This window comes from Streptomyces achromogenes subsp. achromogenes (assembly GCF_000720835.1).
Taxonomy (GTDB): Bacteria; Actinomycetota; Actinomycetes; order Streptomycetales; family Streptomycetaceae; genus Streptomyces; species Streptomyces achromogenes.
Map to the genome: position 1 here is coordinate 58,794 of NZ_JODT01000013.1, position 24,172 is coordinate 82,965.

The window sequence follows — 24,172 nt, forward strand, 5'->3', positions numbered from 1 at the left end:
GAAGTCGTACAGGTCTCCGCGCGCGTGGAGTAGGTCGTACGGGTCGCCGCGCGCCTGGAGTCGTACGGGTACCCGGGCGTCCGAGCCCCTACGGGTGTCCGGGCGTCCGAGCCCCCTGCGGGTGTCCGGGCATCCGGGCCGTGCACCCTCGGTGACCGAGGGTGGCGCTTGGCCGGTCCGGGCGGGGAGTTAACCTGCCGACCATGCTTGTCGCCGCCGCAGTCTGCCCCTGCCCTCCGCTGCTCGTGCCCGAGGTCGCCGCGGGTGCCGCACCAGAACTGGACGCCGCCCGCGCGGCCTGCTCGGACGCCCTCGGCGTGCTGGCCGCCGCCCGCCCCGACCTGCTGGTGGTCGTCGGCACCGCCGAGCCGGGCGGGCGCGGCCCGTTCCCGCAGGGCACCCCGGGCACGTTCCGCGGGTTCGGGGTCGACGTCGACGTACACCTGGGGCCGGTCACCGGCGCCGCCCCGGAGCGGGAACTGCCCGTCTCGCTGGCCGTCGGCGCCTGGCTGCTGGAGCGGACCGGCTGGGCGGACGCCCCCGTCGAAGGGCTCGGCGTCGCCGACACACTGGAGCCCGAGCGGTGCGCCGAGACCGGCCGGGAGCTGGCCGGCCGGGCCGGCCGGGTGGCGCTGCTGGTGATGGGGGACGCCAGCGCCTGCCGCACCCTCAAGGCGCCCGGGTACCTGGACGAGCGCGCGGCACCCTTCGACGCGGAGGCGGCACGGGCGCTCGGAGCCGCCGACGTGGCGGCCCTGCGGGCGCTGGACCCGGTGCTCGCGCGCGAACTGAAGGCCGCCGGCCGCGCCCCCTGGCAGATCCTCGCCGGCGCGGCGCACGACACCCACCTCACCGGCACGCTGCTCTACGAGGACGCGCCGTACGGGGTGGGGTATCTGGTCGTTACCTGGTCCTGAACTCCCTCACGAAGTCGGCGGCGGTCCCTCCGGGCGGGTCGGGGTCGTGGGGTCGGGCGCCGGCCCAGTCGGGGGAGTCGCCGTGGGGTCGTCCTTGTGCGCGAGGCGGTCCATGGCCTCCTTGGCCTTGCCCGTGCCTGCCTGGATCTTGTCGCTGTACTTGCCCTTGGTCCGCTCGTCGACAGCCTTGGCGGCCTTGTCGATCCCGTGCTGGACCTTGTCCCCGTGCTGCCGAGCGAGGTCCGAGACCTTGTCCTTGGCCGGGCCCAGCTTGGCCTTCATGTTGTCCATCAGACCCATGGGTCCACCTTCCCTCGCGGGGGTTGCCCGCGGACGTTGCTCGCCGACCGCGCCGTCCGCCTGCCGGGAAACCGTGCAGCGAAACCGGGCAAATGTGCCCGTATTCACTCCATACGGTACTCGTGCGGGCGATCCAACGCGTCGTCCCGCTCCTACCCAGCGGGTACGCGGTGATGCCCGTCGGCGGCCGACTGCTTCGAGGCGTCTCGCGGACGTTTGCGAGACTGGTGCGGTGAGCAGTGCACCCGTCGCCCCCCGTGTCATCGCCGTCGTAGGACCCACCGCGGCCGGAAAGTCCGATCTCGGTGTCTTCCTGGCCCAGCAACTCGGCGGCGAGGTCGTCAACGCCGACTCCATGCAGTTGTACCGGGGGATGGACATCGGTACCGCCAAGCTGACGCCCGAGGAGCGCGGCGGTGTCCCGCACCACCTGCTGGACATCTGGGACGTGACGGTCGCCGCCTCGGTCGCCGAGTACCAGAAGCTGGCCCGCGCGCGGATCGACGCACTGCTCGCCGAGGGCCGCTGGCCCATCCTGGTCGGCGGCTCCGGCCTCTACGTGCGGGGAGCCGTCGACAACCTGGAGTTCCCCGGCACCGACCCGGAGGTCCGGGCCCGGCTGGAGGAGGAGCTGGCGCTGCGCGGCCCGGGCGCCCTGCACGCCCGGCTGGCCGCCGCCGACCCCGAGGCCGGCCGCGCGATCCTGCCGGGCAACGGCCGCCGGATCGTCCGCGCGCTGGAGGTGATCGAGATCACCGGCCGGCCCTTCACGGCCAATCTGCCGGGCCACGAATCGGTGTACGACACCCTCCAGATCGGCGTCGACGTCGCCCGTCCGGAATTGGACGACCGCATCGCGCGGCGCGTGGACCGGATGTGGGAGGCGGGCCTCGTGGACGAGGTGCGCGCACTTGCGGCGCAGGGGCTGCGCGAGGGGCGCACGGCCTCGCGCGCGCTCGGCTACCAGCAGGTACTCGCGGCGCTGGCCGGGGAGTGCACCGAAGCGGAAGCGCGGGCCGAGACCGTGCGTGCCACCAAGCGCTTCGCGCGCCGCCAGGATGCGTGGTTCAGGCGGGACCCCAGGGTGCACTGGTTGAGTGGGGCCGCCGCCGATCGCGGGGAACTTCCGCAGCAGGCCCTGGCGTTGGTCGAACGACCGGTTACAGCCTGATCACGTCATGGCATCGGGATGCGCCGCCGGTCATCGCGGCCTGTGGCGCCGTGCCATCATCGAGCTTCGATCGACCAAGTGGAGCCTAGTTGGGAGGGCGCGTGGCGATGGAGGCCGGCCCTCGCGACACCGCACAAAGCACCGAGCCCGTCACCGCGGAGAGTGACGACCCCGGCCCGGGCGCGGACCACCCGCACGAGTACCGCCCCGGGACGCACGGCTCCCGCGCGGGCGGGGCCCACGCCGGCCGTCCGCTCGGCAGCCCGTCCGGCCCCGGCCCGACGGACGACCATCCGGCCGGAAACCCCCTGGCGGCGGACCCCCTCCCCGGTGAGCCCCTCGCCGTCGACGCTCTTGCCGCCGACCCGCTGTCCGCGGACCCGCTGTCCGCGGACCCGCTGTCCGCGGACCGCCTGACCGACGGCCGTCTCGCCGACGACGGCCCCGACGACACCCAGGGCGGTGTCACCGCCGACGGACCGGCGCCCGAGGAGATGTACCCGGGCGGCCCGGAGGTCGAGGTCGAACTGCGCCCGCAGCGCCGGCTGCGCATCTGGCAGCTGGCACCCATCGTGGGCCTCGGCGCCGTCGGCTCCCTGATGTTCGCCTTCCCGCTCGCCTTCGACTTCGGCGACAGCGGCGCGGTCATCGCCATGCTCGGTCTGCTGATCTGCTCCTGCGCCGCGGGCTGGGGCATGATGGCCGCCCGCCGGGTCGGCTACACCTGGCCGGGCCTGCCCCCGCGCGGCTCGGGCCGCCGCCCGGACTGGCGGGTCGTCCTCGGCTACGTCCTCCTGGTGGCCCTGGTGGTCGTCCTCGCCGTCTGGCGGGTCGCGAGGCTCCGCTGAGCCGCCCGGCCTGCCCCGGCCCGCTGTCGGCGCCCTCCCGTACGATCGAGGAATGAGCACACGGATCGCCTTCCTCAAGGGTCACGGCACGGAGAACGACTTCGTGATCGTCCCGGACCCGGAGAACGCCCTCGACCTGTCCCCGGCCGCCGTGGCCGCGCTGTGCGACCGCCGGGCGGGCATCGGAGGCGACGGCGTGCTGCACGTCGTACGGTCCGCGGCGCACCCGGAGGCCCGGGCGATGGCCGGCGAGGCCGAGTGGTTCATGGACTACCGCAACGGCGACGGCTCGATCGCCGAGATGTGCGGCAACGGCTCCCGTGTCTTCGCGCGCTACCTCCAGCACGCCGGACTCGTGTCCGAAGGTGATGTCGCGATCGCCACGCGCGCGGGCGTGAAGACCGTCCACATCGCGAAGAACGGTGACATCACGATCGGCATGGGCCGCGCCCGCCTCCCCGAAGGGGACGTCACGGTGGCCGTCGGCGAGCGCAGCTGGCCCGCGCGCAACGTCAACATGGGCAACCCGCACGCGGTGGCCTTCGTGGCCGACCTGGCGCACGCCGGCGATCTGCGCACCGCACCGCCGGTCAGCCCGGCGAGCGCCTACCCGGACGGCGTGAACGTCGAGTTCGTCGTCGACCGGGGCCCCCGCCACGTCGCCATGCGGGTGCACGAGCGCGGCTCCGGCGAGACCCGCTCGTGCGGCACGGGCGCGTGCGCCGTCGCCGTGGCCGCCGCCCGCCGGGACGGCGCCGACCCGGCCGTCACCGGCACCCCGGCCACGTACACCGTCGACGTGCCCGGCGGACGCCTGGTCATCACCGAGCGGCCGGACGGCGAGATCGAGATGACCGGACCGGCCGTGATCGTCGCCGAGGGCGAGATCGACGCCGACTGGATGGCGCAGACTCTCGACTGACCGAAAACTTAAACCTCGATTTCGTCGCTCGAATGGGTGATCCGTTTCACGCTCGCCCGGAGGCGGTCGGTCGGGGCCGACGGGCTCGGTAGCATCAAGCACCGGCACGGACGGGGGAATGCCGCCAACCCTGAGCCGCGTGTGCCCCGGGACTCCGTCCGCCGGTCCACGAGCCGGAGGTGCCCATGAGTGCGGAGGCCACGAACCCTGCGACCGCTGGTCCGGCGGTGCCCCCGGTGCCGCAGGCGCTCACCGCGTCCGCGGCGCCCGCGGCGCCGCGCAGAAAGGCGCGCCCCCGGATCGACCTGCGCCGCCTCGGCCGCGCCGCGCTGCTCGGCTCCGCCACCCGCGACAAACTGCCCGACGCCATCGGCCATGTGGTGGAGGCGCACCGCGCCCATTACCCCGACGCCGACATCGAACCCCTGCGCCGCGCTTACGTTTTGGCCGAGTCCTCGCACCGCGGCCAGATGCGCAAGAGCGGCGAGCCGTACATCACGCACCCGCTCGCCGTGACCCTGATCCTCGCCGAACTCGGCGCGGAGACCACGACCCTGACGGCCTCTCTGCTGCACGACACGGTCGAGGACACCGATGTGACGCTCGAACAGGTGCGGGAGCAGTTCGGCGAGGAGGTGCGTTACCTGGTCGACGGCGTCACGAAACTGGAGAAGGTCGACTACGGAGCCGCCGCCGAACCGGAGACCTTCCGCAAGATGCTCGTCGCCACCGGCAACGACGTGCGCGTGATGTCGATCAAACTCGCCGACCGCCTGCACAACATGCGCACCCTCGGTGTGATGCGCCCCGAGAAACAGGCCCGGATCGCCAAGGTCACCCGTGACGTCCTCATCCCGCTCGCCGAGCGCCTCGGCGTGCAGGCCCTCAAGACCGAGCTGGAGGACCTGGTCTTCGCCGTCCTCCACCCCGAGGAGTACGCCCGCACCCGCGACCTGATCGCCAAGAACGCCGCCCGCCCCGGCGACCCGCTCGCCGAGGTCGCCGAAGAGGTGCGCGGGGTGCTGCGCGAGGCCGACATCCCGGCCGAGGTCCTCATCCGCCCCCGGCACTTCGTCTCCGTCCACCGGGTGGCCCGCAAGCGCGGCCGGCTGCGCGGCACGGACTTCGGCCGCCTGCTGGTGCTGGTGAACGAGGACGCGGACTGTTACGCCGTCCTCGGCGAACTGCACACCTGTCTGACACCGGTGGTCTCCGAGTTCAAGGACTTCATCGCCGTACCGAAGTTCAACCTCTACCAGTCCCTGCACACCGCGGTCGCCCGGCCCGACGGCCAGATGGTCGAGGTCCTCATCCGTACCCACCAGATGCACAAGGTCGCCGAGGCCGGTGTCGTGGCCCTCGGCAACCCGTACGCGCCCGCCCCCGAGTCCGGGGCCTCCGACGCCCCCGCGCACGACGCGTCCCCGGCCGAGGGCGAGCGGGTCGACCCCACCCGTCCCGGCTGGCTCTCCCGTCTCCTCGACTGGCAGCGGGCCGCCCCCGACCCCGACCACTTCTGGTCCACCCTGCGCGAGGACCTCGCGCAGGACCGCGAGATCACCGTCTTCCGCCCCGACGGCGGCACGCTCGGCCTGCCCGAGGGAGCCACCTGCGTGGACGCCGCCTACGCGCAGTACGGCGAGGACGCGCACGCCTGTATCGGCGCCCGCGTCAACGGCCGGCTCGCCACCCTCAGCACGGTCCTGCGCGACGGCGACACCGTCCAGCTCCTGATGGGCCAGGACCCCGCCTCCGAGCCGTCCCGGGAATGGCTGGACCACGCCCACACACCGGCCGCCCGCATCGCCATCCAGCGCTGGCTCGCCACCCACCCCGGCGGCGGCACCGGCGACGACGCCGGCGCGGCCGGGCCGGGCGACCGGGACTCCGCCCCGGCCCGCGCGACCGCGGCCCGGGACGGCGGGACCGCGGCCCACGCCCGGGAGGCCACGGCCGCCACCCCCGCGGACGCCCCGCGCCCCCGGCGCGCCGACGTCCTCGCGGACCGGCCCGGCGCCGCCGTACGGCTCGCCGGGTGCTGTACGCCCGTACCACCGGACGAGATCACCGGGTTCGCGGTGCGCGGGGGAGTGGTGACCGTGCACCGCGCGGAGTGCGCGGCGGTGGCACGCATGAAGAGCCTGGGGCGCGCGGAGATCGGCGTGCGCTGGGGGGACACCGCCGAGTGCCGGGTCACCCTGATCGCTGAATCGTTCGGCCGCCCCCATCTGCTCGCCGACCTCACCGAGGCCATCGCCCTGGCGGGCGCCGAGATCGTCTCCGCCACCGTCGAGCCCCCCAGCCAGCAGCGGGTGCGCCACACCTACACCCTCCAGCTCCCCGACGCCTCCCACCTCCCGGCCCTGATGCGCGCCATGCGGGACGTACCGGGGGTGTACGACGTGGGCCGCGCCCAGCACCAGCCACCGGCCTCCTGACGGCACCGGGCCCCGACCGCCCCCCCCGCCCGGCCGGCCGACGTTGTCCCGGTCCCGGCGACGCGCGTCCGGCGCACCGCCCCCTGACGACCGCGTCCGGGCTACCCGTTCGAGTGGGCCGGACGCGCGTCGCCGCCGCGCGGCGGGTCCGCCCTGGTAGCGGTGGTCCATGCCGCTCAACCCCCGCTTCCGTCTCCGCCCCCGGCTCCGGTCCGAGACCTCCCCGCACCACTTCCCGTCCCCGGGCGAGCCCGGCTCCGCCCGGACCGGAAGGCACCGGTACCGCAAGGCGGCCCTGCTGGCCTCCGCCGTCTCGCTCTGCCTCGTCGCCGCCGCGGCCCCGGCCGAGCCCCTCGGTGTCGGCGACCGGCTCTTCCCGTACCTGGGCAACCCCGGCTACGACGTCGCCTCGTACGCCCTGGACTTCACCTACACCGCCCAGGACAAGCCGCTGGAGGCCGTGACCACCATCGACGCCAGGACCACCGCCGACCTGGAGCGCGTCAACCTCGACTTCACGCACGGCACCGTCCGCTCGGTCGAGATCGACGGACTCCCGGCCGGGTTCACCAGTGCCGGCGAGGACCTGGTCGTCACCCCGCGCCACCCGCTCGTCGAGGGCCGCTGGTTCCGGATCACCGTGCGGCACACCAGCGACCCCGTCTACGGCGAGGACCGGCAGGGCGGCTGGGTGCGCACCGCCGACGGCCTCGCCATGACGAACCAGGCCGACGCCGCCCACCTGGTGTTCCCCTGCAACGACCACCCGTCCGACAAGGCGATGTTCAGCTTCCGGGTCACCGCGCCCAAGGCCTACACGGTCGTCGCCAACGGCCTGCCCACCGGAACCGACCGCAACGGTGCCACCACCACCTGGGCCTACCGCACCCGGCACCCCATGGCCACCGAACTCGCCCAGGTCTCCATCGGCCGCTCCGCCGTGGTCCGCCGCGAGGGGCCGCACGGGCTGGCCCTGCGCGACGTCGTCCCCGCCGCCGACCGCGAGGCCCTCGAACCCTGGCTGGCGAAGACGCCGGACCAGGTCGCCTGGATGGAGAGCAAGGTCGGCCGGTACCCCTTCGAAACCTATGGCGTGCTCATGGCACAGGCGTCCACGGGCTTCGAACTCGAGACCCAGACCCTCTCCCTCTTCGAGAAGAGCCTGTTCACCGAGCCCGGCTACCCCGAGTGGTACCTGGAGTCGATCATGGTGCACGAGCTGTCCCACCAGTGGTTCGGCGACAGCGTCACCCCGCGCGCCTGGTCCGACGTCTGGCTGAACGAGGGACACGCCACCTGGTACGAGGCCCTGTACAGCGAGGAGAGGGCGAACCGGCCGTTGGAGGCGCGGATGAAGGCCGCGTACGGCGCCTCCGACCGCTGGCGCGCGGCCGGCGGCCCGCCCGCCCGGCCCAAGCCGCCCGCCCCCGGCCAGAAGATCGACCTCTTCCGGCCCAACGTCTACGACGGCGCCGCCCTCATCCTCTACGCCCTGCGGCAGGAGATCGGCCGCCCGGCCTTCGAACGGCTGGAGCGGCTCTGGGTCCAGCGGCACCGCGACGCCACCGCCGGCACCGCCGACTTCGTCCGGCTGGCCTCGGCCGTCGCCGGCCGCGACCTCGACGGCTTCCTGCGGCCCTGGCTGTACGACGAGAAGACCCCGCCGATGCCCGGCCACCCGGACTGGAAGCCGACCGCGGCGCCCAAGGCGGCCGAGCCCCACCTGAAGCGATAACCCGATGACGAGACGTGCCGTCCCGTGCGACCATCTACGGGTCGGCGCACGTACGGGACACGGGAATCTCCCGGGGTACCCGTACGTTGAACAAGGCGAACGGCCGGGTAGAACCGCCGTACCGGCGCCGCAACGGCCACCCCATCGACGTAAGGATCCAATGACCTCCTCTTCTTCCCCTTCCCAGGACACCAAGCGCCTCGCGCACGCCTATCCCGAGGGCCTTCGGGCCGATGCCCTGATGGAAGAGGACGTCGCCTGGAGCCACGAGATCGACGGCGAGCGGGACGGCGACCAGTTCGACCGCTCCGAGCGCGCGGCCCTGCGCCGTGTGGTGGGCCTGTCCACCGAGCTGGAAGACGTCACCGAGGTCGAGTACCGCCAGCTCCGCCTGGAGCGGGTCGTGCTCGTCGGCGTGTGGACCACCGGCACCGCGCAGGACGCCGACAACTCCCTCGCGGAGCTGGCCGCCCTCGCCGAGACCGCGGGCGCGCTCGTGCTCGACGGCGTCATCCAGCGCCGCGACAAGCCCGACGCGGCCACCTACATCGGCTCCGGCAAGGCCGCCGAGCTGCGTGACATCGTCCTCGAAACGGGCGCCGACACCGTCATCTGCGATGGCGAGCTCAGCCCGGGCCAGCTGATCCAGCTGGAGGACGTGGTCAAGGTCAAGGTCATCGACCGTACGGCCCTGATCCTGGACATCTTCGCCCAGCACGCCAAGTCCCGCGAGGGCAAGGCGCAGGTCGCGCTCGCGCAGATGCAGTACATGCTGCCGCGGCTGCGCGGCTGGGGTCAGTCGCTGTCCCGGCAGATGGGTGGCGGTCGCGGCGGCCTTGCCACGCGTGGCCCCGGTGAGACCAAGATCGAGACGGACCGGCGCCGGATCCGCGAGAAGATGGCGAAGATGCGCCGGGAGATCGCGGACATGAAGACCGGCCGCGAGGTCAAGCGCCAGGAGCGCCGGCGCAACAAGGTGCCGTCCGTGGCCATCGCGGGCTACACCAACGCCGGCAAGTCCTCCCTGCTCAACCGCCTCACGGGCGCCGGCGTCCTGGTCGAGAACGCCCTGTTCGCGACCCTGGACCCGACCGTCCGCCGGGCCGAGACCCCGGGCGGCCGGCTGTACACGCTGGCCGACACCGTCGGCTTCGTCCGGCACCTGCCGCACCACCTGGTCGAGGCGTTCCGCTCCACCATGGAGGAGGTCGGCGACTCCGACCTGATCCTGCACGTGGTGGACGGCTCGCACCCGAACCCGGAGGAGCAGCTCGCCGCCGTGCGCGAGGTGATCCGGGACGTCGGCGCCACCGACGTGCCCGAGATCGTCGTGATCAACAAGGCGGACGCGGCCGACCCGCTGGTGCTCCAGCGGCTGCTGCGGGTCGAGAAGCGCTCGATCGCCGTCTCGGCGCGCACCGGCCAGGGCATCGCGGAGCTGCTCGCCCGGATCGACGACGAGCTGCCCCGCCCCGCGGTCGAGATCACGGCGCTCGTGCCGTACACCCACGGCAAGCTGGTCGCCCGTGCGCACGCCGAGGGCGAGGTCCTCTCCGAGGAGCACACCGCGGAGGGCACCCTGCTCAAGGTCCGGGTGCACGAGGAACTGGCGTCGGACCTGGCGCCGTACACGCCGGTCTCCGCCTGACCCACGGCGCCGCGAGGGCCCGTCACCCCACCCGGGGTGACGGGCCCTCGTCACGCTCAGCGCGGTGTCACGTTCACCGCGGTGTCACGCTCACCGCCCGGCGAACTGCTCGCTCACCGACTCGTACACGCCCTTGGCCACCTCGCCCAGCCGGGGACCGGCCAGCCAGCCCGCGTTCACCGGGCCGATGGACGTGTTGGACACCAGCGCGGGCTTGCCGTCGGCGCCGGTCTCCACCCAGCCGCCGCCGGACGAACCACCGGTCATCGTGCAGCCGATCCGGTACATCGTCGGGTCGGACCGCTCCAGGGAGAGCCGGCCCGGCTCGTCCTGGCACTGGTACAGCAGCCCGCCGTCGTACGGCGCCGCCGCCGGGTAACCGGACGCCGTCACGCTGCCCACGTTAGCCACGGCCGGCGCGTCGAAGTCCACCGGCAGCGCTCCGCCGACCGTCTCCTCCAGCGACTTGCCGTCACCGCCCTGCTCCGGCGTCACATGGATGACGGCGAAGTCGTACGCGGCACCGGCACCGCCGGTCTTGCCGCCCTCGCTGATCCACTGCTGCGAGGTCTTCGCCGCGTCCGCCCACCACACGCCGTACGGGGCGACCTGGGACCGGCTCGCGTTCTGCAGCGCGGCCGCCGACAGGGCCTGGTCGTTGTACGACGGCACGAAGGCGAGGTTGCGGTACCAGCCGCCCTTCTTGCCGGCGTGCACACAGTGACCGGCCGTCCAGACCAGGTTCGACTTGCCCGGGTGCGCCGGGTCCCGCACGACCGTCGCCGAGCAGACCATGGTGCCCTCGGGCGAGTCGAAGAGCAGCTTGCCCGACGTGGCCGCGTTGGCGTGGTACGGCGCGTCGACCGCCCGCGCCTTCACCGGCTGCGGCGTCGGGTCCGTCACCCCCTGGTCACCGGAGAGGTCGTTGTCGTCGACGCCCTGGTCCGGCTCCTCGGCCTCCCGCATCCGGTCCGGGTCCCACAGACCGTTGATGACCGGGTTGATGAAGTCGTTGGCCTCGCGCAGCCAGTCGTCCTTGTTCCAGTCCTTCCAGGCGCCGTTCTTCCACTTGTCGATGTCGATCCCGTGTTCCTTGAGCCTGCGCTTGAGGTCGTCGGGGATACGGATCTTTCCGTCACGGGAGCCCGCCGCGCTCGCGTTGGCGCCCGGGTTGCCGTCGTCGGCACCGCCGCTGTCACAGGCGGTGGCGGTCAGCGCCAGCGCCGAGACGAGGGCGACCGCCGTCAGCGAGGCCGAGGTGCGGCGACCGCCCCTTCCTCGCCGAGCGGTGAACGACGGCCGTATGGATCGCATGGTCTTGACTCCCCTTGCTGTGAAAGGAACTCGGCGCTTCGGCCCCGGCACCGGCGGCCAACCCATGGAGGGTTCACGCCGGTTCCGCGACCTTCTGGGAACGGCATCACACACTATGCGGTCGCTGTGGGGGAGTTCTGCCCGGACGGCAACGGTTCCGTCACAGGCCGCCTGAACAGGGCCGTACCGCACCGGGCGGGCACGGGTGCGCTGCCGTCCGCCGGTTTTCGGGAAGTGCTACGGGAAGGCTTTCCTCACCTTCCGGTCAAGGATCTGCGGGCCACCCCGTAACCGGCCGAACGGCCGGGGGTTGTAGCCGGTGGAACCGGCCGTCGGCGTCCGGTCCCCGAGCACCGACTCGCCCTTGACCAGCCGGGAGGACGACGCGCCGTGGCCGTAACGGAGTCGATGGCCCAAGCCACATCCGGAGAAACGCGGGGCCCGCACGAGGGGATCCTCAGACGCCAGTCGGCGCGCGAGTCCTCGGCGCGCACCTACGCCCGCGCCCTGCCCATCGTCCCCGTGCGGGCCCGGGGGCTCACCATCGAGGGCGCCGACGGCCGCCGTTACCTGGACTGCCTCTCCGGCGCCGGCACCCTCGCCCTCGGCCACAACCACCCGGTCGTGCTGGAAGCCATCCGCGGGGTCCTGGACTCGGGCGCCCCGCTGTCCGTCCTCGACCTCGCCACCCCGGTCAAGGACGCCTTCGTCACCGAACTGTTCCGCACCCTCCCGCCCGGCCTCGCCGACCGCGCCCGCGTCCAGTTCTGCGGGCCGGCCGGCACCGACGCCGTCGAGGCCGCCCTCAAACTGGTCCGGGCCGCGACCGGCCGTTGTGGCATCCTCGCCTTCGCCGGCGCCTACCACGGCATGACCGCCGGCGCGCTGGCCGTCTCGGGCGGCGCCCCCGACGTCCAGGTGGCCCGCCTGCCCTACCCGCAGGACTACCGCTGCCCGTTCGGCGTCGGCGGCCCGTCCGGCGCCGAACTCGCCGCCCGCTGGGCCGAGTCCCTCCTCGACGACCCCAAGTCGGGCGTACCGCAGCCCGCCGGGATGATCCTCGAACCCGTCCAGGGCGAGGGCGGGGTGATCCCCGCGCCGGACGACTGGCTGCGCCGAATGCGCCGGCTCACGGCGGACCGCTCCATCCCGCTGATCGCCGACGAGATCCAGACCGGGGTCGGCCGCACGGGCGCCTTCTGGGCCGTCGACCACAGCGGCGTCACCCCCGACGTCATGGTCCTGTCCAAGGCCATCGGCGGCAGCCTCCCGCTGGCCGTGATCGTCTACCGCGACGACCTCGACACCTGGGAACCCGGCGCCCACGCCGGCACCTTCCGCGGCAACCAGCTCGCCATGGCCGCGGGCACCGCCACCCTCGCCTACGTCCGCGAGAACGGCCTCGCCGAACGCGGCGCCGCCCTCGGCTCCCGCATGCTCGGCCGGCTCGCGGACTTCGGCCGTGAGCACGCGTGCGTGGGAGACGTACGGGGCCGCGGGCTGATGATCGGCATCGAACTGGTGACCCCGGAGCCGGAGCGGCGCGAGCCGGGAGCGTCCGCGTGCGGGGGACCGGGCGGTCCTGGGGGCGTCGGTGACCTGACCGGGGGCGGCGGTGGTCCGGGCGTTGGCGATGATCCCGGGGGCCGCGCGGTATCTGACGCCCGTACGGCTCCCACGGCCCTCGATACGGCCATGGGCCCCGCCGCCCGTACGCCGCACCCGCCCGCGCCCGGGCTCGCCGCCGCGGTCCAGCGCGAGTGCCTCCGGCGCGGACTGATCGTCGAACTGGGCGGCCGGCACGCGTCCGTGGTCCGGCTGCTGCCGCCGCTGACGATCAGCGACGAACAGGCGGAGGCGGTACTCGACCGCCTGACCGACGCGATCACGGCGGCGGCCCGCGACCACGAGACCCACGGCCCCCACCGGCAACGACACCCCGGCGACGGCTGAGGACCACGCGCGCCGCACCCGGCCGCCGGCTCCGGGAACCTCCTCGGGAGGCGTCACCACCTGCCCTTCCAGGCACCCGGGCCGGCACCGCCCGCCGGCCACGCCGCACAGGCCTCCCACACACCGTCCGGTCCGCCCGACGAGGGACCGGGCGGCGACCTGACCAGCCCGCGACACCCCGCACCCCAGCCCCGCAGGAGCCGTCATGAACGCCACTCCCCACCCCGACGGCCGCTCCGGCGCCCCCGACGACCAGGGAGACTCCGGCACCCCGCCCGCCGCCGTACCGCTCACCGACTCCGTCCCCCAGCAGAAGAGGCGGGCGGCGGACACCGGCCGACGGACGGTGCCCGGCCCCGACCCCCTGGACGACCCCGACCCGCACACCGCGGCCCAGGCCGCCGCCGTCGAGAACCTCCTGCGGTGCTGGGTCCGCGAGACCGGCCTCGCCGCCCCCGCCACCGCGAGCATCACCATCCCGCTGCCCGCCAGCGGCACCGCCCTCATCGCACCGGTGCGGTACTGGTCCCCGACGGGCTGGCACCGCTTCGGCCCACCCCGCCTCGCGTCCGCCCCCGGCACCGCGCCACCCGTCGACGCCGTGACCCTCGCGGCACTCCTGACCAGGGAAACCCCCACTTCTCCCGGCCCACCGGGCAGGACGGCACCCACCCCACCCGGCCCCCGCACCGACCGGGACGGCGCGACCGGCTCCGGCGGCACCGGCCGTACGCCCGCCGCCCACACCGACTTGCCTGCGGGCGTCGATCTCGTGGCCAGGGTCGCCGACTCGGTCCGCCGCACCGCCGAGTTCATCCGGTACCGGCGCGCCCACCCCGCGGACAGCCCCGACCTCTTCCTCAGCGCCGAACAAGCCCTCCTCCTCGGACACCCGCTGCACCCGGCGCCCAAGAGCCGGGAGGGCCTGACCGAGGCCGAGGCCGACCGGTACTCACCGGAGTCGCACGGCTCCTTCCCCCTGCACTGGCTGGCTGTCGCCCCCTGCCTCCTCGCGACCGACTCGGCCTGGACCGAGCGCGGCCGTCCCGTGCCCGCCGGCCGGCTCGTCCGCAGCCTCGCCGGAACCGGCCTGGAGCTGCCCGACGGTTACACCGCGCTGCCCCTGCACCCCTGGCAGGCACGCGAGGTACGGCACCGCCCGGCCGTCGCCGCACTGCTCGACTCCGGGCTGCTCCGCGACCTCGGACCCCTCGGCGCTCCCTGGCACCCCACCTCCTCCGTACGCACCGTCCACCGCTCCGGCGCCCCCGCGATGCTCAAGCTCTCGCTGGCCCTGCGCATCACCAACTCCCGCCGCGAGAACCTGCGCAAGGAACTCCACCGGGGCGTCGAGGTGCACCGGCTGCTGCGCACCGGCCTCGCCGGCCGGTGGCGCACGGCCCACCCGGGCTTCGACATCGTCCGCGACCCGGCCTGGCTCGCCGTGGACGACCCGGACGGCCTGCCCGTGCCGGGACTGGACGTGGTGATCCGGCACAACCCGTTCACCCCGGCCGACGACGCCGGCTGTGTCGCCGGACTGGTGTCCCCCCGCCCCCTCGCCGTACCGCACCCCGACGCGGCGGAACGGCCCGCCACTTGGCCGGTGCGGTCCCGCCTGGCCCACCTCCTCGCGCGGCTCACGGCACGTACCGGCCGGCCCGTCGGCGCGGTGGCGGCGGAGTGGTTCCTGCGCTACCTGGAGCATGTCGTCCGCCCCGTCCTCCGGCTGGACGGCGAGGCCGGCGTCGCGCTCGAAGCCCACCAGCAGAACACGCTGCTCCTGCTGGACGGCGACGGCTGGCCCATCGGCGGCCGTTACCGTGACAACCAGGGCTACTACTTCCGCGCGTCACGGCGAGAAGAGCTGACGGCACGGCTGCCCGGCATCGGCGACCGCAGCGACACCTTCGTCCCGGACGACGTCGTCGACGAACGCCTCGCCTACTACCTCGCCGTCAACAACGTGTTCGGTCTGATCGGTGCCTTCGGCTCCCAGGGCCTCGCCGACGAGCGCCTGCTCCTCGCGGCCTTCCGCCGCTTCCTGGCCACCCTGGCCGCGGGGCCCGCCCCCCTGTGCGGCTCGCTGCCCGGCCGCCTGCTCGACTCGCCCGTGCTGCGCTGCAAGGCCAACCTGCTGACCCGGCTGCACGGCCTCGACGAACTCGCCGGACCGGTCGACACCCAGTCCGTCTACGTCACCATCGCCAACCCCCTTCATTCCTGAGCGACCTACGCACATGACCCACCTCGTCTCCCGAGAGGAGAGCACCGTGCCCGCCACCGACCTGGCCGCCGGAACCGGTCCCGCCCCAGCCCACCCGAACAGCGTCGGCCCACGGCCCGGCACGACGGGTCCCCGGCACTCCCCGTTCGGCCCGTTCACCGCGGAGGACGACGACCCGGGCAGCGAGGACACGCTGGATCTGCGGCTGCCCGCCGAGTTCCTCGCCCTCCGCGCCGGGGCGACGGCCGGCCCCCTGGACCGGATCGCCACGTGGGGCGCGGTCCGCACTCCCGTCGGCTCCTTCCAACTGGTGCCCGTACGCGTCGACCAAGACCTGCCGCTCGTCCACCGCTGGATGAACGACCCGGTCGTCGCCGACTTCTGGGAACTCGCCGGGCCCCCGCGCCGGACGGAGGACCACCTACGGGCCCAACTCCACGGCGACGGGCACTGCGTACCGTGCCTCGGCGTTCTCGACGGCACCCCGATGAGCTACTGGGAGATCTACCGGGCGGACCTGGACCCCCTGGCCCGCAGCTACCCCGCCCGGCCGCACGACACCGGGATCCATCTCCTCATCGGCGAGGCGGCGGACCGGGGACGAGGACTGGGCTCCGCCCTGCTGGGATCCGTGGCCGGCCTGATCCTCGACCGGCGTCCCACCTGCCCACGCGTGGTGGCGGAACCCGATCTCCGCAACACCCCCTCCATCGCCGCGTTCCTGAGCGCGGGCTTCCGGCTCGCCGCCGAGATCGACCTGCCCGGCAAGCGGGCCGCCCTCATGATCCGGGACCGGGACCTGCGCGCAGTGCTGTAGCGCCCCGTAAGCGCGCGCTCACCACTCCAGCCGCCCCGATCCCGCCCCGCCCCCAGGAGCCCCGGCCGTGATCCCGCCCCCCGTCCCCGTCACCGCCCCCCGTTTGTCAGTGCGGGGCCGTAGGGTGGTCAGGCTATGACGAAGCCCTCCCTCTCCGAACTCCTGCATGCCGCCGTCGCCGCCGTCGGCGGCACGGAGCGCCCCGGCCAGGTGACCATGGCCGAAGCGGTCGCCGAGGCGATCGACGACGGAACCCACCTGCTGGTCCAGGCCGGCACCGGTACCGGCAAGTCGCTCGGCTATCTCGTGCCCGCGCTCGCGCACGGAGAGAGAGTGGTCGTCGCGACGGCCACGCTCGCCCTGCAACGCCAGCTCGTCGAGCGGGACCTGCCGCGCACGGTCGACGCCCTGCATCCGCTGCTGCGCCGCCGTCCGGAGTTCGCCATGCTCAAGGGCCGGTCGAACTACCTGTGCCTGCACCGCCTGCACGAGGGCATGCCGCAGGACGAGGAAGAGGGCCTCTTCGACCAGTTCGAGGCCGCCGCGCCCACCAGCAAACTGGGGCAGGACCTGCTGCGGCTGCGGGACTGGGCGGACGAGACCGAGGACGGCGACCGGGACGACCTCACTCCCGGCGTCTCGGACCGCGCCTGGGCCCAGGTCTCGGTGTCCTCGCGGGAGTGCCTGGGCGCGTCGAAGTGCGCGTACGGCGCCGAGTGCTTCGCGGAGATGGCCCGTGAGCGGGCCAAGCTCGCCGAGGTCGTGGTCACCAACCACGCCCTGCTGGCCATCGACGCGATCGAGGGCGCCCCGGTGCTGCCCCAGCACGAGGTGCTGATCGTGGACGAGGCGCACGAACTGGTCTCCCGCGTCACCGGCGTCGCCACCGGCGAACTCACCCCCGGCCAGGTCAACCGCGCCGTGCGCCGGGCCGCCAAGCTGGTCAACGAGAAGGCCGCCGACCAGCTCCAGACCGCCGCCGAGGGCTTCGAGCGGCTCATGGAACTCGCCCTTCCGGGCCGCCTGGAGGAGATCCCGGAGGACCTCGGCTACGCCCTGATGCAGCTGCGGGACGCCGCCCGCACGGTGATCTCCGCCATCGGCGCGACCCGGGACAAGTCCGTCCAGGACGAGGACGCGGTCCGCAAGCAGGCGCTGGCCTCGGTGGAGACGGTCCACGACGTGGCGGAACGGGTGCTGAACGGCTCGGAGTGGGACGTCGTCTGGTACGAGCGGCACGACCGGTTCGGCGCCTCCCTGCGGGTCGCCCCCATGTCGGTCTCCGGCCTGCTCAGGGAGAAGCTCTTCGCCGACCGGTCCGTGATCCTCACCTCGGCGACGCTCAAACTGGGCGGCGACTTCAACGGCGTCGGCGCCTCCCTGGGGCTCGGCCCGGAGGGCACGCAGGGCGAGGACCTGCCGCAGTGGAAGGGCATCGACGTCGGCTCGCCGTTCGACTACCCCAAGCAGGGCATCCTGTACGTCGCCAAACACCTGGCGCGCCCCGCGCGTGACGGTGACCGCGCCGACATGCTGGACGAGCTGACCGAGCTGATCCAGGCGGCCGGCGGGCGCACCCTCGGCCTGTTCTCGTCCATGCGGGCCGCCCAGCTCGCGGCGGAGGAGCTGCGCTCCCGGATTCCCGAGTTCCCGATCCTGCTCCAGGGCGAGGAGACGCTCGGCGAGCTGATCAAGAACTTCGCCGCCGATCCGAAGACCTGCCTCTTCGGCACGCTGTCGCTCTGGCAGGGGGTCGACGTCCCGGGTCCCAGCTGTCAGCTGGTCGTCATGGACAAGATCCCGTTCCCGCGCCCCGATGATCCGCTGATGAGCGCGCGCCAGAAGGCGGTCGAGGACGCCGGCGGCAACGGCTTCATGGCGGTCGCCGCCACCCACGCGGCGCTGCTCATGGCCCAGGGCGCCGGCCGCCTCGTCCGGGCCTCCGGCGACCGGGGCGTGGTCGCCGTACTGGACCAGCGGCTGGCGACCGCGCGCTACGGCGGTTACCTCAAGGCGTCACTGCCCGACTTCTGGTACACCACGGACCGTAACCAGGTGCGCAGGTCGCTCGCGGCGATCGACGCGGCGGCGAAGGAGACGGAAGGGAAGTGACCTGGGTGGCCCGTGCGGCCACCCCTTCCCAGGCGGCGCCTGGCGACGGGCTCGGGGACGAGCAGGGCCCCGGAACCGGCGCAGGGGTTCCGGGGCCCGGTCAGGGAGCGAGCCGGGTGGGGCTCGTCGTCCGCAGCGGTCAGATGCGCCGCAGCACGGCGACGACCTTGCCCAGGATGGTCGCGTCGTCGCCGGGGATCGGCTCGTAGGCCGCGTTGTGGGGGAGGAGCCAGACGTGGCCGTCCTCGCGCTTGAAGCGCTTGACGGTCGCCTCGCCGTCGAGCATGGCGGCCACGATGTCGCCGTTCTCGGCGACCGGCTGGCGGCGCACCGTGACCCAGTCGCCGTCGCAGATCGCGGCCTCGATCATGGAGTCGCCGACGACCTTGAGGACGAAGAGCTCGCCGTCACCGACGAGCTGGCGGGGGAGCGGGAAGACGTCCTCGACGGACTCCTCCGCGAGGATGGGGCCACCGGCGGCGATGCGGCCGACGAGCGGGACGTACGACGCGGCGGGCTTGCCGGCGGTGTCCGTGGGCTGCACGGTGACGGCCTGGTCCGATCCGCGGACCTCGTAGGCGCGCGGGCGGTGGGGGTCGCGGCGCAGGAAGCCCTTGCGCTCCAGTGCCATCAGCTGGTGGGCGACGGAGGAGGTGCTGGACAGGCCGACGGCCTGGCCGATCTCCCGCATCGACGGCGGGTAACCGCGCCTTTGCACGGAGTCCCTGATGACCTCGATCACCCGGCGCTGCCGGTCGGTGAGTCCGGAGCTGTCCGCCCGGATGCCTGGAGGTCGGCCCGGCAGGGAGCGCTTGTTTCCCTCGGGATTCGTGGCTTCGTTCATCGCGTGTACCGGCTCGACTCGGCCCTGGGAGCGGTCCTGGGCGGTGATGGTGGCACTGTCTGCGGTGGTGGTCACGGCGGCCCCTCTCGATGGTCTCCCTGCTGCACAACGGTAGTTGCTTTCGAAAGGTTGCGCCAAACACACGTTCGAGTGAAAAAGTGCGTTTCGCCTGACGTGATCAGGTGTCCAGGTGTATGGCTGGCGCGACACTCGGCGGACAAAAGCGCCCATTGTTGTACTCTTCACCGCTGGAGTCGCTCGCCTCGTGAGCGGCGCCCCCAGTCTGCCATCCGGAATATCGCAGTCCGGTATCCGGGGCCCCATCCGCGCGGGAGTGCCGCGCGTGCTGCCCTCGGCGCCCACCGTATCCCCGGTGTCCCCGCGGGGACACGGCCGCGCGCCCGCGTGTCCCCGCTGGTCGTCGGCTGGTCACCGGCTGGTCATCGGCGGCCCCCGGGCGCCGTTCCGGTGCGACACGCGTGTCTGCCTTGGTGAATGAGCCAATCCCCACATGTAGTGGTTGGATGGCTACAGCGGCCCACAAGTTGTGGTCCCCCCGGTCGGAGACGGCTCACCGATCGCCTATGCTTAGGGCTGCTTCGCGAGGCCTGTGGGTCAGACGAGGCTGACGAGTCTGCTGTGAGGAGGGTTGGAGAACATGCACTGCCCCTTCTGCAGGCACCCCGACAGCCGCGTGGTCGACAGCCGTACGACCGACGACGGCACGTCCATCCGCAGGCGCCGCCAGTGTCCTGACTGCTCCCGTCGTTTCACGACCGTGGAGACGTGCTCGCTCATGGTGGTGAAGCGGTCCGGAGTCACCGAGCCGTTCAGCCGTACCAAGGTCATCAATGGCGTGCGCAAGGCGTGCCAGGGGCGGCCGGTCACCGAGGACGCGCTCGCCCTGCTCGGGCAGCGGGTCGAGGAGGCGGTGCGCGCGACCGGAAGTGCCGAGCTGACCACCCACGACGTGGGACTGGCCATACTCGGCCCCTTGCAGGAGCTGGACCTCGTCGCCTACCTGCGGTTCGCCTCCGTCTACCGGGCGTTCGACTCGCTCGAGGACTTCGAGGCCGCCATCGCGGAGCTGAGGGAGGCGACGCGCCCCGCCGCGGACGAGGAAGACGCCGGCGCGGGGAGCCAGGAAGACCATCGCGGGCCGGCCGGGACCACGCAGGTTCCCGAGCCCGCGCACGCCGCCGACTGACCGGCGGACCGGAATCCGGACGGAGAACCGGGTTCCGGCCGTACGGCGGCGAACACAGACCTGTCGCGGGCGGCGGCTGAGGGTGCCCGCGACGCAAGACAGGAACATGTGCCCACGGGAACAACGGGGGCATTTCAGGGCGTTTTCGCCCGTAGGGAGGCGGCATGACAGAGACGGCGAGCGGTCCGGCACGAGGTTCCCGCGCCAAGGGAGCCAAGGGCACCAAGGGACTGCGCATCGAGCGCATCCACACCACCCCCGGCGTGCACCCGTACGACGAGGTGACGTGGGAGCGCCGTGACGTCGTCATGACCAACTGGCGCGACGGCTCGGTCAACTTCGAGCAGCGTGGCGTCGAGTTCCCCGACTTCTGGTCGGTGAACGCGGTCAACATCGTCACCAGCAAGTACTTCCGCGGTGCCGTCGGCACCCCGCAGCGCGAGACCAGCCTCAAGCAGCTGATCGACCGCATCGTGAAGACGTACCGGAAGGCCGGTGAGGACCACAAGTACTTCGCCTCTCCCGCCGACGCCGAGATCTTCGAGCACGAGCTGGCGTATGCTCTCCTGCACCAGATCTTCAGCTTCAACAGCCCCGTCTGGTTCAACGTCGGCACCAAGCAGCCCCAGCAGGTCTCTGCCTGCTTCATCCTGTCCGTCGACGACTCCATGGAGTCGATCCTCGACTGGTACAAGGAAGAGGGCATGATCTTCAAGGGCGGCTCCGGCGCCGGCCTGAACCTCTCGCGGATCCGCTCCTCCAAGGAGCTGCTCTCCTCCGGCGGCAACGCCTCCGGCCCCGTCTCCTTCATGCGCGGCGCCGACGCCTCCGCCGGCACCATCAAGTCGGGCGGTGCCACCCGCCGCGCCGCCAAGATGGTCGTGCTCGACGTCGACCACCCCGACATCGAGGACTTCATCGAGACCAAGGTCAAGGAAGAGGAGAAGATCCGCGTCCTGCGCGACGCGGGCTTCGACATGGACCTGGGCGGCGACGACATCACGTCCGTCCAGTACCAGAACGCCAACAACTCGGTCCGTGTGAACGACGAGTTCATGAAGGCGGTCGAGGACGGCGGCAAGTTCGGCCTGCGTGCCCGTATGACCGGTGAGGTCATCGAGGAGGTCGACGCCAAGGCGCTCTTCCGCAAGATCGCCGAGGCCGCCTGGGCCTGCGCCGACCCGGGCATCCAGTACGACGACACGATCAACAACTGGCACACCTGCCCCGAGTCCGGCCGGATCACCGCGTCGAACCCGTGCAGCGAGTACATGCACCTGGACAACACGTCCTGCAACCTGGCCTCGCTGAACCTGATGAAGTTCCTGAAGGACGACGGCAAGGGCAACCAGTCCTTCGAGGCCGAGCGCTTCCAGAAGGTCGTCGAGCTGGTCATCACCGCGATGGACATCTCGATCTGCTTCGCGGACTTCCCGACCCAGAAGATCGGCGAGAACACCCGCGCCTTCCGCCAGCTCGGCATCGGCTACGCCAACCTCGGCGCCCTGCTGATGGCCACCGGCCACGCCTACGACTCCGACGGCGGCCGCTCCCTGGCCGGCGCGATCACCTCCCTGATGACGGGTACGGCCTACCGCCGCTCCGCCGAGCTGGCCGAGGTCGTCGGCACCTACGACGGCTACGCCCGCAACGCCGACGCCCACAAGCGCGTCATGAAGCAGCACTCCGACGCCAACGCCACGGCCGTGCGCATGGACGACCTGGACACCCCGGTCTGGGCCGCCGCCACGGAGGCCTGGCAGGACGTGCTGCGGCTCGGCGAGAAGAACGGTTTCCGTAACTCCCAGGCGTCCGTCCTCGCGCCGACCGGCACCATCGGTCTCGCGATGTCCTGCGACACCACCGGTGTCGAGCCCGACCTCGCGCTGGTGAAGTTCAAGAAGCTCGTCGGCGGCGGCTCGATGCAGATCGTCAACGGCACCGTCCCGCAGGCCCTGCGCCGCCTGGGCTACCAGGAGGAGCAGATCGAGGCGATCGTCGCCCACATCGCCGAGCACGGCAATGTGATCGACGCCCCCGGCCTCAAGCAGGAGCACTACGAGGTCTTCGACTGCGCCATGGGCGAGCGCGCCATCTCCCCGATGGGTCACGTCCGCATGATGGCCGCGATCCAGCCGTGGATCTCCGGCGCCATCTCCAAGACGGTCAACATGCCGGAGACGGCGACCGTCGAGGAGGTCGAGGAGATCTACTTCGAGGCCTGGAAGCTGGGCGTCAAGGCGCTCGCGATCTACCGCGACAACTGCAAGGTCGGCCAGCCGCTCTCCGCCAAGAAGAAGGAGCCGGCGGACGAGAAGAAGGCCGAGGAGCCCGCGGCCGTCGAGACCAAGGTCGAGAAGGTCGTCGAGTACCGTCCGGTCCGCAAGCGCCTCCCGAAGGGACGTCCCGGCATCACCACGTCCTTCACCGTCGGCGGCGCCGAGGGCTACATGACGGCCAACTCCTACCCGGACGACGGCCTGGGCGAGGTCTTCCTGAAGATGTCCAAGCAGGGTTCCACCCTCGCGGGCATGATGGACGCCTTCTCCATCGCCGTCTCCGTCGGCCTCCAGTACGGCGTGCCCCTGGAGACGTACGTCTCGAAGTTCACCAACATGCGCTTCGAGCCGGCCGGCATGACGGACGACCCGGACGTGCGGATGGCGCAGTCGATCGTCGACTACATCTTCCGCCGCCTGGCGCTGGACTTCCTGCCCTTCGAGACCCGCTCCGCGCTCGGCATCCACTCCGCCGAGGAGCGCCAGCGGCACCTGGAGACCGGCTCCTACGAGCAGTCCATCGACGACGACGAGGTGGACGTCGAGGGCCTGGCCCAGTCGGCGCCGCGCGCCCAGGAGCTGAAGGCGGTCGCCACGCCGAAGGCCGAGACCGAGGCGGCCAAGCCCGCCCCGAAGCAGGCCCACACCAGCGCCGAGCTGGTGGAGATGCAGCTGGGCATCCAGGCCGACGCCCCGCTGTGCTTCTCCTGCGGTACGAAGATGCAGCGGGCCGGTTCCTGCTACATCTGCGAGGGCTGCGGCTCGACCAGCGGCTGCAGCTGATGACACGCCGTTCGTGAAGTGAGGTAAGGGGCGCCGGCCATGGCCGGCGCCCCTTACGCGTGCGAGGAGGACGTCAGGGCCGGTGCGCCCGGCCCATGACCCGGGTGAAGGTCGCCGGGTCCTCGTCGAAGCCGTGCAGGCCGGGGTGGAAGGTCCACTCGCCGGAGTCGTCCCGGACGAACTCGGCGACCGCGGCGGCCGTCGACCCGGCCACCGAGCCGAAGTCGTCCTCGGCGAGCACGGTGTAGCCCTCACGGATGCGGAGGGCGGGACGCAGCACGTCGGCGAACGACGTGCGCCCGTACCGCTGCTGGATGACGGCGCCCACCACCACGCGCGCGTAGCGGCCGTCGAGCCGGTCCAGTTCGAGCGTCATGACCTCGTCCCAGCCGAACCCCTTGCCGTCCGTGCTGTCGCGGTTGAGGGTGATCGTGCCGTCCGGCGAGCGGCTGTCGAAGTGCACCAGATAGGCCGGATCCCCGTACGCGTCACCGGAGACGAAGGTCGCGGCGATGATGTCGAGATCGGTCGGCGAGTGGCCCGCCGGACTGGGGTCCCACTTGAGCGCGACCTCGACCTTGCGGATTCCCTTGCTGAAGCCGGTCACCCAGGCTTCCCCCTTCCGCTGTGACTCGACCCCAACTTCCCTGCGGCCGG

17 protein-coding genes are annotated in these 24,172 nt (G+C 72.5%); 13 read left to right on the forward strand and 4 right to left on the reverse strand.

What is annotated here, in order from left to right; all coding sequences use genetic code 11:
• Positions 1 to 203: 203 nt before the first annotated feature.
• The gene (locus IH25_RS0114760; RefSeq protein ID WP_030608955.1) at positions 204 to 917 is read left to right on the forward strand and encodes a class III extradiol dioxygenase subunit B-like domain-containing protein; all 714 of its coding nucleotides are present in this window, start codon (positions 204 to 206) and stop codon (positions 915 to 917) included.
• A gap of 6 nt (positions 918 to 923) precedes the next feature.
• Here IH25_RS0114760 and IH25_RS0114765 read toward each other — a convergent pair whose 3' ends face one another.
• The gene (locus IH25_RS0114765) at positions 924 to 1,217 is read right to left on the reverse strand and encodes an antitoxin (protein WP_030608958.1); all 294 of its coding nucleotides are present in this window, start codon (positions 1,215 to 1,217) and stop codon (positions 924 to 926) included.
• A 232-nt stretch (positions 1,218 to 1,449) separates the two neighbouring features.
• On the opposite strand from IH25_RS0114765, the gene miaA reads away from it, so the two are divergent.
• The 6 genes from miaA to hflX all read left to right on the forward strand — a co-directional run bounded on the left by miaA (position 1,450) and on the right by hflX (position 9,979).
• Positions 1,450 to 2,388 (forward strand): tRNA (adenosine(37)-N6)-dimethylallyltransferase MiaA, encoded by a 939-nt coding sequence (gene miaA / locus IH25_RS0114770; protein ID WP_030608960.1) that lies wholly within the window; start codon positions 1,450 to 1,452, stop codon positions 2,386 to 2,388.
• A gap of 368 nt (positions 2,389 to 2,756) precedes the next feature.
• Positions 2,757 to 3,236, forward strand: a complete 480-nt coding sequence (locus tag IH25_RS0114775) for a hypothetical protein (RefSeq protein WP_030608962.1) — start codon at positions 2,757 to 2,759, stop codon at positions 3,234 to 3,236.
• Positions 3,237 to 3,288: 52 nt separating this feature from the next.
• The gene (dapF, locus tag IH25_RS0114780; protein ID WP_030608964.1) at positions 3,289 to 4,158 is read left to right on the forward strand and encodes a diaminopimelate epimerase; all 870 of its coding nucleotides are present in this window, start codon (positions 3,289 to 3,291) and stop codon (positions 4,156 to 4,158) included.
• A 185-nt stretch (positions 4,159 to 4,343) separates the two neighbouring features.
• Positions 4,344 to 6,596 (forward strand): RelA/SpoT family protein, encoded by a 2,253-nt coding sequence (locus tag IH25_RS0114785; protein ID WP_030608966.1) that lies wholly within the window; start codon positions 4,344 to 4,346, stop codon positions 6,594 to 6,596.
• A gap of 169 nt (positions 6,597 to 6,765) precedes the next feature.
• Positions 6,766 to 8,331, forward strand: coding sequence for a M1 family metallopeptidase (locus IH25_RS0114790; RefSeq protein WP_107058382.1), 1,566 nt, complete (start codon positions 6,766 to 6,768; stop codon positions 8,329 to 8,331).
• Positions 8,332 to 8,491: 160 nt separating this feature from the next.
• The gene (gene hflX / locus IH25_RS0114795) at positions 8,492 to 9,979 is read left to right on the forward strand and encodes a GTPase HflX (RefSeq protein WP_030608970.1); all 1,488 of its coding nucleotides are present in this window, start codon (positions 8,492 to 8,494) and stop codon (positions 9,977 to 9,979) included.
• Positions 9,980 to 10,069: 90 nt separating this feature from the next.
• On the opposite strand, the gene IH25_RS0114800 is transcribed toward hflX, so the two are convergent.
• On the reverse strand, positions 10,070 to 11,293 hold the full coding sequence (locus IH25_RS0114800) for a trypsin-like serine peptidase (RefSeq protein WP_030608972.1): 1,224 nt from the start codon (positions 11,291 to 11,293) through the stop codon (positions 10,070 to 10,072).
• Positions 11,294 to 11,701: 408 nt separating this feature from the next.
• Between IH25_RS0114800 and IH25_RS0114805 the strand changes: the two genes are divergently transcribed.
• The 4 genes from IH25_RS0114805 (at position 11,702) to IH25_RS0114820 (ending at position 18,402) form a co-directional block, all read left to right on the forward strand.
• A complete protein-coding gene (locus IH25_RS0114805; protein WP_078844247.1) occupies positions 11,702 to 13,246 on the forward strand; it encodes a diaminobutyrate--2-oxoglutarate transaminase family protein in 1,545 nt (514 codons plus the stop codon).
• Between the two features lie 205 nt (positions 13,247 to 13,451).
• A complete protein-coding gene (locus IH25_RS0114810) occupies positions 13,452 to 15,473 on the forward strand; it encodes an IucA/IucC family protein (protein ID WP_030608976.1) in 2,022 nt (673 codons plus the stop codon).
• Positions 15,474 to 15,519: 46 nt separating this feature from the next.
• Positions 15,520 to 16,290, forward strand: coding sequence for a GNAT family N-acetyltransferase (locus tag IH25_RS0114815; RefSeq protein WP_030608980.1), 771 nt, complete (start codon positions 15,520 to 15,522; stop codon positions 16,288 to 16,290).
• A 135-nt stretch (positions 16,291 to 16,425) separates the two neighbouring features.
• On the forward strand, positions 16,426 to 18,402 hold the full coding sequence (locus IH25_RS0114820; RefSeq protein WP_030608984.1) for an ATP-dependent DNA helicase: 1,977 nt from the start codon (positions 16,426 to 16,428) through the stop codon (positions 18,400 to 18,402).
• 139 nt (positions 18,403 to 18,541) lie between these two features.
• On the opposite strand, the gene lexA is transcribed toward IH25_RS0114820, so the two are convergent.
• Positions 18,542 to 19,321 (reverse strand): transcriptional repressor LexA, encoded by a 780-nt coding sequence (lexA, locus tag IH25_RS0114825; protein WP_030608987.1) that lies wholly within the window; start codon positions 19,319 to 19,321, stop codon positions 18,542 to 18,544.
• 583 nt (positions 19,322 to 19,904) lie between these two features.
• On the opposite strand from lexA, the gene nrdR reads away from it, so the two are divergent.
• Together nrdR and IH25_RS0114835 are read left to right on the forward strand one after the other, a co-directional pair.
• On the forward strand, positions 19,905 to 20,453 hold the full coding sequence (nrdR, locus tag IH25_RS0114830; RefSeq protein WP_030608990.1) for a transcriptional regulator NrdR: 549 nt from the start codon (positions 19,905 to 19,907) through the stop codon (positions 20,451 to 20,453).
• Between the two features lie 164 nt (positions 20,454 to 20,617).
• Complete coding sequence (locus IH25_RS0114835; RefSeq protein ID WP_030608995.1) at positions 20,618 to 23,515, forward strand: vitamin B12-dependent ribonucleotide reductase; 2,898 nt, start codon at positions 20,618 to 20,620, stop codon at positions 23,513 to 23,515.
• A 73-nt stretch (positions 23,516 to 23,588) separates the two neighbouring features.
• On the opposite strand, the gene IH25_RS0114840 is transcribed toward IH25_RS0114835, so the two are convergent.
• Complete coding sequence (locus tag IH25_RS0114840; RefSeq protein ID WP_030608998.1) at positions 23,589 to 24,122, reverse strand: TerD family protein; 534 nt, start codon at positions 24,120 to 24,122, stop codon at positions 23,589 to 23,591.
• Positions 24,123 to 24,172 lie beyond the last annotated feature (50 nt).

Bases quoted from the DNA above. Each gene is read 5' to 3' on its own strand.
- IH25_RS0114760 (WP_030608955.1), top strand. From the start codon at position 204: ATGCTTGTCGCCGCCGCAGTCTGCCCCTGCCCTCCGCTGCTCGTGCCC.
- IH25_RS0114765 (WP_030608958.1), bottom strand. From the start codon at position 1,217: ATGGGTCTGATGGACAACATGAAGGCCAAGCTGGGCCCGGCCAAGGAC.
- dapF (WP_030608964.1), top strand. From the start codon at position 3,289: ATGAGCACACGGATCGCCTTCCTCAAGGGTCACGGCACGGAGAACGAC.
- IH25_RS0114785 (WP_030608966.1), top strand. From the start codon at position 4,344: ATGAGTGCGGAGGCCACGAACCCTGCGACCGCTGGTCCGGCGGTGCCC.
- IH25_RS0114790 (WP_107058382.1), top strand. From the start codon at position 6,766: ATGCCGCTCAACCCCCGCTTCCGTCTCCGCCCCCGGCTCCGGTCCGAG.
- hflX (WP_030608970.1), top strand. From the start codon at position 8,492: ATGACCTCCTCTTCTTCCCCTTCCCAGGACACCAAGCGCCTCGCGCAC.
- IH25_RS0114800 (WP_030608972.1), bottom strand. From the start codon at position 11,293: ATGCGATCCATACGGCCGTCGTTCACCGCTCGGCGAGGAAGGGGCGGT.
- IH25_RS0114805 (WP_078844247.1), top strand. From the start codon at position 11,702: ATGGCCCAAGCCACATCCGGAGAAACGCGGGGCCCGCACGAGGGGATC.
- IH25_RS0114810 (WP_030608976.1), top strand. From the start codon at position 13,452: ATGAACGCCACTCCCCACCCCGACGGCCGCTCCGGCGCCCCCGACGAC.
- IH25_RS0114820 (WP_030608984.1), top strand. From the start codon at position 16,426: ATGACGAAGCCCTCCCTCTCCGAACTCCTGCATGCCGCCGTCGCCGCC.
- nrdR (WP_030608990.1), top strand. From the start codon at position 19,905: ATGCACTGCCCCTTCTGCAGGCACCCCGACAGCCGCGTGGTCGACAGC.
- IH25_RS0114835 (WP_030608995.1), top strand. From the start codon at position 20,618: ATGACAGAGACGGCGAGCGGTCCGGCACGAGGTTCCCGCGCCAAGGGA.